Below are 12,917 nucleotides of genomic sequence, written 5' to 3'. Positions count from 1 at the left end.
GCGTCTGTTTATGCCCGTTCGGGCCGTAGATGCGCGTATGGCGTACCGATTCGTCCGAGCGCGACCGATCACGGACCGACTGGCCGAGTTACGCGAGCGGTTGGACAGCGGCGAAATAGCGGAGATGAAGCCGTTCGGAACGGGGATGACGACCGCGTTGAACGACGCCAAGTACGATCCCGACACCGGCGACGCGGTCTGGATCGAGGAGGATTACTGCACGCCGCCGCTCGCGATGGAGCGGGAGGCAGTGCTGGACGACCACTTCGGGGCGATCACGATCGTCGACCCGGATGTCGACGAGAGTGCCGGGTGGGAACGCATCGACGGGCTGCCGTCGTTGTGGGAGCGGGTTGAGGCCAAGCCGTAACGCGTGACCCAGTCGCGGTGGCCCCACCGTCGCCTCGAGACGAGAGTATACGTCGGTGTGCGGACGACCCGCGTGCATGGACTCGGAACTCGCGGATCGATTCGAGATTTAGGAGCTGAAACACGAGTACTGCTACGCGACGGACGACCTCGATGTCGATCGGATCGTCGCGACGTTCACCCCCGACGGCGTGTTGGATGTCCCGATCCACGAGCACATCGAGGGACACGACGGGCTCGCGGCGTACTTCGAGTGGTTCGCCGAACGGGAGTACCAAACTCGGGCGCACAACGTGTTCAACCACGTCATCGACGTTGACCGCGACACGGCCACCGGGGAGTGGTACTACATGGTCTTGTACACGCTCCCGGGAAGGAACGCCGAGACGAGTCACGGGCACGACGACGTCGAGTTCGTCCGGACCGATGATGGGTGGAAGCTCTCGTCGACATCGGCGAGACGGCGCATCACGCGGGAGGTCAGCGCCGACGCGATCGAGTGAGCGCTCTGCCGACAGAGCGCGGGTGAGGAATTATCAACGCCTCGCTCAAACGGCCCGTATGGACATCGGAACCACGCTGCCGACCGGCTGTACGGGGGACTACCAGGTCGCCCCGGACGCGCTTCGAGACTGGGCGACCGCCGCGGACGACGCCGGGTTCGCCGGACTGTGGACGCTCGATCACCTCGTCACGCCCGAGCCCTACGTCACGAGCGTGCTGAACCCGCTCGTTGCGCTGTCGCACGCCGCGGCCGTCACGGACGACATCCCACTCGGAACGTCGATTCTGCTGTTGCCGCTTCGCGGGGCCACGAACACCGCCGACGCGGCGCTCTCGCTGCAGTATCTCGCGGAGCGTCAGGTCACGTTGGGGCTCGGCGCGGGCTACGTCCCCGACGAGTTCGAGGTCACGGGCGTCCCCCGAAACGAGCGCGGCCCGCGGCTCTCCGAGGGGATCGATGTCCTCCAGGAACTGTTCTCCGGAAACGGCTCCTACGACGGCCGATTCCATCAGTTCGAGGACATCGCGATGGACCCGGTCTTGGACGACCCGCCGCGCGTTCTCGCCGGCGGCTCCTCGCTGTACACCGGCGGCGAGATGCCCAAGCCGATGTTGGATCGCATCGTCCGTTCCGACGGCTGGATCGCCCCACCGCTCGCCCCCGAACGGGCCGAGAAAGACTGGGCGGCGATCACCGCCCACGCCGAGGAGCGCGGCGTGGACCCGGACGGCCTCGACCGCGTCACGCTCAACTACTGCTACGTGGTCGACACCGAGGACAGCGAGGCCGCGTACGAACGCCAGCGCGAGGCCTCCGCCGAGTTCTTCAGCCCCGAGCGGGGGTTCGATCACGCCCGCGAGAACTGCCTCACCGGCTCGCTTTCGGACATCCACGAGCAACTGACGGCGTACGAGGAGTTCGGGTTCGATCAGGTGATCGCTGGTACGCCGGCTCACGCTCCCGACGACCTCGCGGCCCAGATGGAGCTACTCACGGCGGAACTGCTCGACGCGTGGGGCTGACTCGACCGGGACGCTCATTACCGTCCCCGTATGTACGTGATACACAATGTCACTCGAAGGTACCGAGGCGGCGGACGTTCAGCCGCGCGAGGCGGTCATCGAACTCGTCAGCGAGGCCGAGGCGACCGGACGCGTCGACGAGCTGTACCGGGAGATTCGCGAGGCGCGCGACGGCGAGCTCGAGGAGGATCTCAGCCTCAGCAAGCTCTGGTTGATGTACGGCAACGACGCTGATCTGCTAGATATCGTCTGGCAGCACATGGACTGGACGTACAACCGAGGATCGCTCCCCTTCGAGCTCAAATCGAAGATCTCGCTGGTCGTCGCTTCGGTCCTCGAGTGCGAGGGGTGTCAGTTCTTCCACGAGTCGGCGCTCTCGGAGCTGGGCGCGGACGCGGCGGAGATCGACGCGCTCTCCGAACTCGAGATCGCGGAAACCGGCTTCGAACCCGCCGAGGAGATCGTTCTGCGCTTCTCGCAGAAGGCGGCCACCGATCCCCACGCCATCACCGACGACGACTTCTTCGCGCTCCGGGAGTTGGGGTTCTCCGAGCCGGAAATACTCGAAATCATCGACTGCATCGCCCTCCACGTTTACACGGCGTTCATCCAGGGCATGTCAGGGATCGTCTACCCCGGAATGAGCAAGGAGACGTGGACCGAGCCGGTGTAGCTACCCGCGATTCGAGCTGACGACTACCAGTTCCACGGACCGTGATCCGGATCGATGATCCGCTCGTCGTACTCGAGTGAATCGATCGTCGCGATGTCTTCGTCGTCGAGGGCGAGGTCCGCAGCGGCGAAGTTCTCGCGCTGGTGGGCTTCGCCGCTGGATTTCGGGATGACGGCCACGTTCTCCTTCGAGAGGAGCCACGCGAGACTCACCTGCGCCGGCGTCGCGTCGTGTTTCTCCGCTATGTCCTGTATCTCCGGCACGTCGTAGACCTTTCCGCGGGCGATTGGGCAGTAGGCGACGAGCCAGTGGCCGTGTTCTTGGGCGTATTCAAGCAGCTCGTCCTGTTGGAGCAGCGGGTGGAACTCGACTTGGTGTGCGGTGAGCGGCGCGTCGAGGATCTCTCGCGCCTCGTCGAGCAGTTCCGGGGTGAAGTTGCAGACGCCGACGCGGCCGATGACGCCGTCATCGCGCGCGGCGTCGAACTGCGGGAGGACGGTCTCCGGCTCGTAGACGTCGCTCGGCCAGTGGACGTAAAACAGATCCACGGAGTCGAGGCCGAGGCGATCGACGCTCTCGTCGATGGCGTCGCGGACGCCCTCCGGCCGATCGGGTCCGTCCGGGTAGACCGTCTTGGTTGCGACGAACACGTCATCGCGATCGACGGCGGAGGTTCGAATACCCTCCCCAACGTACGCCTCGTTGTCGTACATCTGGGCGGTGTCGATGTGGCGGTAGCCGATATCGAGCGCTGTCCTAACGGCCTGGGTCCACTCGGGCGGGTCGTCCGAGACCGTTCCGAGTCCGATTTGTGGAAGTGCGGAATTTGCCATCGCGCCTCAAAGGCGGAGCGAGAACTTTGTTCTACCGGGAAGCTGAGACGGGCCGCTCCGCGTTCACAGCTGTGATTCGATCGCCTGAACGATGCCCGAGTAGCCGAGTCGACCGTCCGGCGCGGGATTTTCACCGTTGACGAACACCGTCGGTGTGCCTCCGACACCGCGGTCGATCCCGTTATCGCGATCTGTTTCGACGGTCTGCCGATAGCGGCCCTCGGAGACGGCCGACTCAACGACATCGCCGTCGACGCCGACTTCAGCGGCGAGATCGACGTACGTTTCCATACCGAGCGATCCCTGATTCGCGAAGAGCAGCTCCGAATACTCGAAGAACGTCTCGGAGCCCGCCTGCTTCATCACCGAACGAGCGGCCTGCGGTGCCTGCCACGAAACCGTTTCGTCGACGGGAATCGGGAAATCGTAGTGTTCGTAGGCGACGTCGCCCGGTTCGACGTACTCGGATACGAGTTGGGGTGTCACGTCCTCGTTGAACGTCCGACAGTGCGGACACGCGAAGTCCTCGTACACCGCGACCGTCACCGGGGCGTCGGAATCGCCGAGCGTGGGTCGCTCGGTCGTTTCCTGTTCGCCGTTGCCGGTGCCACCGTTGCCCCCACCGAGACAGCCAGCGATTCCCGAGACGCCGAGCAGTGCTCCCGTCTGCAAGAGCCGCCGCCGGGACAGACGCGTCGTCCCGCGTGAACGTTTCATGATCCCGCTAGGGCCCCGTGGTACATAACCGTGGCACTTCGACGACCGGTCGTGTGTCCCCGACGGTCGGTCGTCCGAGACCGACCCCAACCGTCAGTAATTTGCATCCGACCCCGATTAGAGACGGTATGAGACGACGCCGCGTTCTGGTCCTTCTCTCCATATTCCTCCTCTGTGCTGCCGCCCTCGGCGCGCTCGCAGTCACCGCGGACGATCCGGTCGAAATAGACGGCGACGAGAGCGAGCGGTACCCTGGCGACACGCTGATCACGGTCCAGTCGTACGGTTGGTTCGGCAATCACAACGGTGACGCATTCATTGTCGGCGAGAGCGGCGAACGGGTCTGGGAGTACCAACCGGATGACGCGACCGTCTTCGACGCGGAAATCGTCGGCGACGGTAACGTAATGGTCTCCTACGGGCAGCGGATTCCCGCTGCAGACTGCCCCGAGGCGTTCCGAGGCGGCGTCGCGGACGATCACTGCATTCGAAACGTCGTCGAGGAGGTCGATCGGGAGACGAACGAGCGGGTGTGGGCCTACACCTGGTACGATCACTTCATGTCCTACCACGAGGTCCACGACGCCGACCGACTCGACAACGGCGAGACGGTCATCATCGACATGGGCAAGCACCGGACGTTCATCGTCGACGAGTCCGGCGAGGTCACGTGGGAGTGGTCCGCGACCGAACACCTCGACGAGGGAACGGAGTTTTGGGCGTCACACGTCGAGGGGACCTCCCGCGAGGACCACCACTACACCGGGGGGAGTCAGGACTGGACGCATATGAACGACGTCGACCGACTCGACAACGGCAACTTCCTCATGTCCATCCGGAACTTCGACGTCCTCATCGAGGTCGATCCCGAGACCGACGACACCGTGCGGGTGATCGGCGAGCCGGGGAACCACTCGATCATGCACGAACAGCACGATCCGAACTACCTCGAAGCGCACGATCACGTGATCGTCTCCGACAGCGAGAACAACCGGATCGTCGAGTACGACGTCGACACGATGGAGGAAGTCTGGCGCTACGAGGGAACCGGGCCCGGCTCGCAGGAACGACTGCAGTGGCCGCGCGATGCCGACCGCCTCCCGAACGGTAACACGCTGATCGCCGACTCCAGACGATTCCGGGTGATCGAGGTGAACGAGACGGGGTCCGTCGTGTGGGGCCACGACCTCGGCGACGAACGGGGAATCATCTACGATGTCGATCCACTCGGTCCGAACCGCGAGCTATCGGAGGAGCCCGAAGCCGTCCCGGCTGGTGACGAACTCGACGGCACGAACTACAGCGGCGGCGTCTCCGAGCGAGCCGCGTTCGCCGAGTCGTGGCTCGGCTTCGTCCTTCCGCAATGGGTCGGACTCCCTGGCGTCGCCGTTATCGCCGCCATGGTCGCGTCGCTTCTCGGGCTCGTCTGGGAGGGTATCTGGCTGTATCGAAACGAGTGATCCGGGCCGGCGAACGGGGAGTTCACACGACCAGATGTCCGCCGACGAGATAGAGCCCGGCGAGGATCGACTGAAAGGACAGCGAGCCGAGCGCTGAGAGGACGACGAACGAGCGAGCGTTCATCTCGGACAGGCCGGCGGGGATCGTGAGCAGCCCGCGGACGAACAGCATCGTGTTGCTGCCGGCGACGGCCACCGCACCCCAGCGATCGAACCAGCCATCGAACCGATCGAGCCGCGACTCCGTCGCCGGGAACCACCGCTTTTGCAGGACGTACTCCCGTCCAGCGCACCGAACGAGACTGAACAGGAGGAACTGTCCGATCGTCGTTCCGACGACTGCGATGACGACGATCGCGATCACCTCCGTGGTCGAGGTGCCGATCAGCGCCAGCGCGCTCGGGACGACGAGTTCGCTCGGCATGAACCGCAGCATCATGATCCCCTCGAGAACGCAGAGCCCGAACAGGACGGCGAACGCCAACTCCGAGGCGAAGAACGATTCCGTCCAGGACGGAATCCGTCCGATTTGCAGCGGGACCATCACCGAAGGGTAGACGCTATCGAGTATAAGAGTTGGTGGTGGAGAGCGGAGCGTGGCGATGGGAATCGACGGCCGCGCTCGAACGGTTGCGCGTCGTCACACCGCCCTGATGCCGAGCACCGAGACAGTCGTGCCGCCGATCACGACCGGCATCCAGTAGATCGCCCCCCGAAAGATGAGGACGGCGGCGGTGATCGACGCTGCGCCGATACCTGTCGTCGGTATCAAGAGGGCTATGAACGCGGCTTCGATCCCACCCAACCCCCCCGGAAGCGGCGCCGCTCCGGCGAGGTTTGCGAGCGGAATGACGAACACCAACACGGAAAGCGGGACGCTGTATCCGACCGCGTCGAAGGCCGCCATGAGCGCAGCCGCTTGAAAGAGCCAGCCGGCCAGCGAGAGCGCGACGACGACGGTGACGTTGCGCCGGTTCGTCGCGATCCGCTCGATGTTCTCGAAGAACCGCTGCAGCCGATTGGTGATGTCGGCTTCGACGGTCGCGGTCTCAACGCGCCCCCGCCTTATCCGCCGGATGTACGGTGCCAGTCTGCTCGGTAGACGCTCGACCAGGACGTGGCGATATCGCCACACGAGCACCATGGCGAGGGCGATGGCTCCGATGAGTACGATCGCTGAACCGACAGCGGTTTCGACTCGATCGCTCACCGCGGACGCCGTCGCGTAGTAGCCGACCCCGACGAGGATGAGCGAGATGGACGGCACGACGTTGAGCACGTCGACGCTCGCGATACTGACGAGCGCGGTTTCGTAGCGCGTCCCTGACACCTTCGAGATGAGCGCCGCGGCGACCGGTTCGCCACCGGCCTGCCCGAACGGGGTCACATTGTTGGCGAAGACCGCGCCCGTGTAGACGAAAAACGACTCCGGGATCGAGATCTCCGCATCGAGGGTGGCCAGCACCGTCCGAAGCATGAGGCTCCACGCCGCCAGCCAACAGAGCGCCAAGAGGAAGGTGAGCGCGACCGTCGTCGGCTCTGCCGAGTTCAAAGCACTCAAAACGCGATCAACGCCGATAACGGCGGCCAACACGACGAAGATGAGAATCGTGCCGAAGAGCCCGGTGACGAATGCCCGCCGTTTTCGTCCGTCCATGCTACGTGTATCGCACTCCAGGGCTTGAAACGTCTGATTGCCGTCCATTAGGGAGGTCGTTCGCCACGGACTCCAATCGTTTTATCTGGCTGGCTCTGGCTATGCCTAGCGATGGACGATTCTCGTCAGTCCAACGTACTCTTCGTCGTCCTCGATACGGTTCGGAAGGACCGCCTCGGGCCGTACGGCTACGACCGGGACACGACGCCCGAGCTATCGGCGTTCGCCGAGGAGGCGACGGTGTTCGGCTCCGCGGTCGCGCCCGCCCCGTGGACGCTTCCGGTTCACGCGTCGCTTTTCACCGGGCGCTATCCGAGCCAACACGGGGCCGATCAGGGGAGTCCGTACCTCGATGGCCACACCACGCTGGCCGCTATCCTCTCAGCGGCCGGGTACGATACCGCGTGTTACTCCTCGAACGCCTGGATCACGCCATACACCGGGCTCGTCGACGGCTTCGACGATCACGATTCGTTCTTCGAGGCACTCCCCGGTGACGTCCTCTCGGGACCGCTGGCGAGCGTCTGGAAGACGATCAACGACAACGAGTACCTGCGAACGCTGGCGTCGAAACTCGTCCGACTCGGGGCGGTCGCCCACGCCAAACTCGCGAGCGGGGAGAGTGCCGACTCGAAGACGCCGGCGGTCATCGACCGAACCAAGGCGTTCATCGACGGGAGCGAGAGCGAGGAGGGGTGGTTCGCGTTCGTCAACCTGATGGACGCTCATCTCCCGTACTATCCGCCGGAGACGTATCGCGAGCGCTTCGCGCCCGGCGTCGATCCCGATGAGGTGTGCCAGAATTCGAAGGAGTACAACTCGGGAGCGAGAGGGATCGACGACGAGGAGTGGGACGCCATTCGCGGGCTCTACGACGCCGAAATCGCGCACATGGACGCCGAACTCGGCCGGCTGTTCGAGTGGCTTCGCGAGACGGGCCAGTGGTCGGAGACGACGGTGGTCGTCTGTGCGGACCACGGCGAACTTCACGGCGAGCACTCGCTGTACGGCCACGAGTTCGCCCTCTACGACGAACTGATCAACGTTCCGCTGTTGATAAAACACCCCGACATCGAGGGGGATCGACGCGACGACCTCGTCGAGTTGCTCGATTGCTACCACACCGTCCTCGACGCTCTCGGCGTGGATGCGAACGCTGTCGAGATCGCCGGCGACGCCCTCGACCGCGACCCGACGCGTTCGCTACTCTCCAAGTCGTACCGCGAGTTCGACGACGCCGGGTCGGCCGACCTCGATCCGGGGCAGCGAGCGGTCGTCGGCGGCGAGCGCGATCACGCGTTCGTCGAGTACGCCCAGCCGGTCATCGAACTCCACCACCTCGAGCAGAAGGCCAGCGAGGCGGGGATCGAACTCCCCGACGACCATCGGGCGTACGCTCGCCTCCGCGCCGCTCGAAGCCTCGACGCGAAGTACGTTCGGGCGGATCGGATCCCCGAGGAGGGGTATCGACTCGACGAGGATCCCGACGAGTCCTCCCCGATCGACGCGGCGGACGACGACCTCGTCGCCGACGCAGAACGCTCCCTCTCACGGTTCGAAGCGGCCGTCGGGGGCGCGTGGGACGGCCCGACGGACGCGCCGTCGGACGGGGAAGACGTGCTGGCCGAAGCCGACGAGGGGACGCGCGACCGGCTCCGAGAACTCGGGTATCTCGAGTAACGCTCCGTCCGATTCGGTCCAACTCGCCCACGCCATCTCGTTGAATCCACATCGAACGCGGCCGTGTTCACGGGTCGCAGGGAGTATCAATACACATAAAATACGCTGCCACAAACTGCGACCCAAGTGATGGACGATCAGGACTTTCTGGGTTCGGACTGGGATCACTGCATCGTGTTGGATGCGTGTCGGTACGACACCTTCAGCGACGTGTACGACGAGTATCTCGACGGGACGCTGGAAAAGCGCCGGAGCACCGGCTCGTCGACCCCAGAATGGGCCTACCGAACGTTCACCGGCGACCACGACATCGCGTACTTCTCCGGAAACCCGTTCATCAACAGCCTCGGAATCCCGCTGAACGAGCTCAAGTGGGGGGCAAGCTGTGATTACGAGTGGACGGCGACGAATCACATCAGCGACGTGTTTGACGTGTGGAAGACCGGATGGGACGACGATCTCGGAACCGTCCCTCCAGAGAGTCTCGAAGCGGCGTATCGTGCCAATCAGGACGCCGTCGAACGCGCGGACAGAACCGTCTTCCACTACATGCAACCGCACGCACCCTATCTCTCTCGTGGCAAGGGAAAGAAGCTGAAACAGATCCAGAAGGGGATCCGAAGACAGGACGAGGCGGAGACGGCCGCCGCCCGCGGGAAGCGCTCGTCGATCGGAGCGTCGATCCGGCAGAGCGTCGAGAGCGCCCTCGATTCGAGCGAACTCGCCCAGAAGATCGGCCTCTGGCTCGAACTCGACCCGACCGACCTGCTCCGAAACGGCACCCGAGAGGCCGCACTGGAGCTGTACGAGGAGAATCTCCGAATCGCACTCGATGCGATCGCAGATCTGTCTTCGGAGCTCGACGGGCGAGTCGTAGTGACCGCCGACCACGGTGAAGCGTTCGGCGAACAGGGTGTTTGGGAACATCACATCGAGACGCACATCGCACCGCTCATGGAGGTGCCATGGCTCGAACTCGATTGACGGCCGGTGACAGTCACGCGACGACAACGCCCCGGATCGGACGCCAGTATCGGATTCATCCATGAGTTTGGAGCGCTCGGACACCGGGTCGATACCCCCCGATCACGCACCGGTCGTAAGCCATTATCTAGAGTTCGAGTCCCACGTCACCGGCGGTATCCGAGAATCGGTCGCCCACCAGCGGAAAATGCTCGACGAACTGGGCATTCACTACACGACCGATCCATCGCTCGATGTCGACGTGTTTCACTGCAATCTCGTGGGGCCCCGATCGCTGTGGTACGCGAAACGGGCCCGATCGAACGGAATCCCAGTCATCGCACACACGCACGTCACTGCGGAGGACTTCGGAGACAGCTTCCGGTTCACAAACGCCATCTCGAAGCCGCTGAAACCCTATCTCGAATGGGCGTACGGACAGGCGGATCTGTTGGTCTGTCCGTCCGACTACAACCGTCGGTTGATCGAAACGTACACCGATACGCCGACGACTGTCATCTCCAACGGGGTCGATCTGGAAAAACTCGACGGCTTCGAGTCGCTTGCCGACGAGTATCGTCGACGATACGGGCTCGAACCGCCCGTCGTCTTCCTCGTCGGCCACGTCCTCAAACGCAAGGGGCTCGAAACCTTCGTCGAACTCGCCCGTCGCCGCCCGGAGATCGATTTCGCGTGGTTCGGTCCGCTCGATTTGGAGATGAAAGGTCGAGACACCACCCGATTGATCCGCGAGTCGCCGGACAACTGCACGTTCACGGGCTACGTCGACGACGTTCGCGGCGCGTACGCGGCGGGCGACATCTTCTGTTTTCCCACCCACGAGGAGAACGAGGGCATCGCGCTGTTGGAGGCGATGGCGGCCGGAAAACCGATCGTCGTCCGCGACATCGAACCGTTCTCGTGGCTCGACGACGGCGAGGAGTGTCTCAAGGTCGATGCCCCGTTCGGAGACCTCGACCCGTTCGTGGACGCACTGGAGCGACTCGACGACCCCGAGCTGCGCCGTCGGCTCGGCTCGAACGCCGCCGCTCGGAGCGAATCGTTCTCGCTCGAATCGATCGCAGCGGAGTATCGAACGCTGTACTCGGAGGCGGTCTGAATGAGGATCGGCTTTTTCACTGACAGTTACTTTCCCGAGATCGACGGCGTGACGTACACGATCAAACTGTGGCGTGAGGCGCTCGAAGGCGAGGGCCACGAGGTGTACGTCGTCTACCCCGACGGCGACTACGCCCCCAGCGATCGAGAGCTCCCAGTTCGGTCGGTTCCCAACCCGTTTTATCCGGGGTATCGGATCCCGCTCGTTCGGCGTCCGTCGACGCTTCCCGAACTGGATATCGTCCACTGTCACGGCCCGGCAACTGTCGGTCGACTCGGACGATACTACGCGAAAAAACGCGATCTGCCGTCCATCTACACTCACCACACTCCGATCGAGGAGTACTTCTACCAGAACGTCAGGTTCGAAGCGGTCGCGAACGCCCTCAAGCGGCTTTACGTCCCCGTCGAAACGTCGTTTCTCCGGAGTTTCGACGTCGTGACGGCGTCCACGGATCGGATCGACCGAGACGTACCGCACGTTCGACTCCCCGTGGGGATCGACACGGAGTTCTTTTCGCCGACCGCAAAGGACTGGTATCCCGACCGCACGGTGATCGGCTACAGCGGGCGGCTCAGCATGGAGAAGAACGTCGAGGAGATCCTTCGTGTCGCGGAGACGCTGCCGGAACACGAGTTCGTCATCGTCGGAGAGGGTCCCCGGCGAGCCTGGATCGAGGGGAACGCACCGTCGAACGTCGAGGTTCGCGACTTTCTTCCCCGCGAATCCCTGCCGGTGTTCTACTCGTCCATCGACGCGTTCGTGACCGCCTCAACGGCCGATACGCTCGGGTTGTCGCCCTTGGAAGCGAACGCCTGTGGAACCCCGGTTGCGGCGGCCGACGTCGCGCCGTTCGATCAAACGATCGGATCTGCCAACGGCCGGCGGTTCGAGTACGGGAATCTCGAATCGATGGCCGACGCGATCCGAGCGTGCCTCGATTCGACGTCTGATCCGAGGGCGGCTATCGACCCCTACGACATTCGCCACACGGTGTCGAACCTCATGTCGATCTACGACGGCGTCCGTTCGTCGCCCGACCACGCCCCAACGGTGAGCGCGGATCTGGAACTTGCCGACGAATAGCGGCGTTCTTCGGAGTGATCGTCAGTCTAGGATCGAGCGACAGCATGCTCGTCCGGCGAACGTGGTTCCCAGAGGTACTCCTCGTCGAGCCCAGCGTCGTCGGTCGCTGCCGCTTTTGTCGACTTTCGCCGCCGCAAGGGCTACCATCCGTGCACAGTCACGTGGGGCGGAGCCGAACTCCGCTGGTGGCTCGCCTCGACTGGCGTCAGGGTTCGCTCGCCCCTCCACCGCGGGGACTCAGAAGAATAAGCCAGGGGAGGGATTTGAACCCTCGAACTCCCGATTACAAGTCGGGTGCTTGAACCACCCAAGCTCCCCTGGCGCTGCGCATTAACCGCTATCGGACGTGACGAGGTCGTCGTTGATGGGCTTTTCGAGTTCGATCCGGTGGGCCGCATAGCCGTGTCGGTCGTAAAACGCCCGTGCGTCGGCGTTGTCGGCCATCGCCTGCAACGCGACGATGTCGACTCCCATATCACGTAGCGCGTCCTCCGCCGCGTCCAGCAGGCCGCTGCCGATCCCCTCGCTGCGGTCGGGATCGCGCACGTAGATGTTGTGAACGATCCCGCGGACCGCATCTTGGCGGTAGCGTCCCGTCTCCACCCCGAACGTCACGAACCCGACGAGGTCGCCGTCACGCCGCGCGACGATCGCCGTGTCGGTGGCGACGTGATGCCGCATCGCCTCCAAAATCCGTGATCCGTTGTCGGCCGCGAGCAGATGCGAGCCGTATCGACGCTGATCAGCCGCGAGTTCGACCCACAGCTCGGCGAGTGTGTCGACATCCGAAGCGTCCGCCGGTTCGATCGTCACGTCGGTCGGGTGCTGCATA

At 64.0% G+C, this 12,917-nt stretch carries 14 protein-coding genes and 1 tRNA gene; 9 read left to right on the top strand and 6 right to left on the bottom strand.

Annotated features, from left to right (window positions below; all coding sequences use genetic code 11):
* Positions 1-37: 37 nt before the first annotated feature.
* The 4 genes from DM868_RS03285 to DM868_RS03270 all read left to right on the top strand — a co-directional run bounded on the left by DM868_RS03285 (position 38) and on the right by DM868_RS03270 (position 2,569).
* Positions 38-370: a hypothetical protein gene (locus DM868_RS03285; protein ID WP_137275415.1), complete on the top strand. Its 333-nt coding sequence runs from the start codon at positions 38-40 to the stop codon at positions 368-370.
* Between the two features lie 115 nt (positions 371-485).
* A complete protein-coding gene (locus tag DM868_RS03280; protein ID WP_137275414.1) occupies positions 486-872 on the top strand; it encodes a nuclear transport factor 2 family protein in 387 nt (128 codons plus the stop codon).
* A 58-nt stretch (positions 873-930) separates the two neighbouring features.
* Positions 931-1,896 carry an LLM class flavin-dependent oxidoreductase gene (locus tag DM868_RS03275; protein WP_170964416.1) on the top strand — a complete coding sequence of 322 codons (966 nt, stop codon included), beginning with the start codon at positions 931-933 and terminating at the stop codon, positions 1,894-1,896.
* Between the two features lie 46 nt (positions 1,897-1,942).
* Positions 1,943-2,569, top strand: coding sequence for a carboxymuconolactone decarboxylase family protein (locus DM868_RS03270; RefSeq protein ID WP_137275412.1), 627 nt, complete (start codon positions 1,943-1,945; stop codon positions 2,567-2,569).
* Between the two features lie 23 nt (positions 2,570-2,592).
* Here the strand turns inward: DM868_RS03270 and DM868_RS03265 are convergent, their stop codons facing one another.
* Together DM868_RS03265 and DM868_RS03260 are read right to left on the bottom strand one after the other, a co-directional pair.
* Positions 2,593-3,402: an aldo/keto reductase gene (locus DM868_RS03265; RefSeq protein WP_137275411.1), complete on the bottom strand. Its 810-nt coding sequence runs from the start codon at positions 3,400-3,402 to the stop codon at positions 2,593-2,595.
* Between the two features lie 63 nt (positions 3,403-3,465).
* Positions 3,466-4,119, bottom strand: a complete 654-nt coding sequence (locus DM868_RS03260; protein ID WP_137275410.1) for a DsbA family protein — start codon at positions 4,117-4,119, stop codon at positions 3,466-3,468.
* A gap of 128 nt (positions 4,120-4,247) precedes the next feature.
* Here DM868_RS03260 and DM868_RS03255 point away from each other — a divergent pair, with 128 nt between their 5' ends.
* The gene (locus DM868_RS03255) at positions 4,248-5,579 is read left to right on the top strand and encodes an arylsulfotransferase family protein (protein ID WP_137275409.1); all 1,332 of its coding nucleotides are present in this window, start codon (positions 4,248-4,250) and stop codon (positions 5,577-5,579) included.
* Positions 5,580-5,601: 22 nt separating this feature from the next.
* Here the strand turns inward: DM868_RS03255 and DM868_RS03250 are convergent, their stop codons facing one another.
* Positions 5,602-6,123 carry a DedA family protein gene (locus tag DM868_RS03250; protein ID WP_137275408.1) on the bottom strand — a complete coding sequence of 174 codons (522 nt, stop codon included), beginning with the start codon at positions 6,121-6,123 and terminating at the stop codon, positions 5,602-5,604.
* A 96-nt stretch (positions 6,124-6,219) separates the two neighbouring features.
* On the bottom strand, positions 6,220-7,236 hold the full coding sequence (locus DM868_RS03245) for a lysylphosphatidylglycerol synthase transmembrane domain-containing protein (protein WP_137275407.1): 1,017 nt from the start codon (positions 7,234-7,236) through the stop codon (positions 6,220-6,222).
* A gap of 111 nt (positions 7,237-7,347) precedes the next feature.
* Here DM868_RS03245 and DM868_RS03240 point away from each other — a divergent pair, with 111 nt between their 5' ends.
* The 4 genes from DM868_RS03240 to DM868_RS03225 all read left to right on the top strand — a co-directional run bounded on the left by DM868_RS03240 (position 7,348) and on the right by DM868_RS03225 (position 12,085).
* Positions 7,348-8,916 (top strand): sulfatase, encoded by a 1,569-nt coding sequence (locus DM868_RS03240; RefSeq protein WP_137275406.1) that lies wholly within the window; start codon positions 7,348-7,350, stop codon positions 8,914-8,916.
* A gap of 129 nt (positions 8,917-9,045) precedes the next feature.
* Entirely contained in the window at positions 9,046-9,900 is an 855-nt protein-coding gene (locus tag DM868_RS03235; protein ID WP_137275405.1) for a hypothetical protein, read from the top strand.
* Positions 9,901-9,961: 61 nt separating this feature from the next.
* The gene (locus DM868_RS03230; protein ID WP_137275404.1) at positions 9,962-10,999 is read left to right on the top strand and encodes a glycosyltransferase family 4 protein; all 1,038 of its coding nucleotides are present in this window, start codon (positions 9,962-9,964) and stop codon (positions 10,997-10,999) included.
* A complete protein-coding gene (locus DM868_RS03225; protein ID WP_137275403.1) occupies positions 11,000-12,085 on the top strand; it encodes a glycosyltransferase in 1,086 nt (361 codons plus the stop codon).
* 248 nt (positions 12,086-12,333) lie between these two features.
* Here DM868_RS03225 and DM868_RS03220 read toward each other — a convergent pair.
* Together DM868_RS03220 and DM868_RS03215 are read right to left on the bottom strand one after the other, a co-directional pair.
* A tRNA-Thr gene (locus DM868_RS03220) sits at positions 12,334-12,407 on the bottom strand.
* An 8-nt stretch (positions 12,408-12,415) separates the two neighbouring features.
* Positions 12,416-12,916 (bottom strand): GNAT family N-acetyltransferase, encoded by a 501-nt coding sequence (locus DM868_RS03215; protein WP_137275402.1) that lies wholly within the window; start codon positions 12,914-12,916, stop codon positions 12,416-12,418.
* Between the last annotated feature and the right edge of the window lies 1 nt (position 12,917).

Origin of the sequence: Natronomonas salsuginis, from assembly GCF_005239135.1 — an archaeon.
Lineage (GTDB): Archaea > Halobacteriota > Halobacteria > Halobacteriales > Haloarculaceae > Natronomonas > Natronomonas salsuginis.
This window is presented reverse-complemented; position numbering and strand designations above follow the sequence as displayed.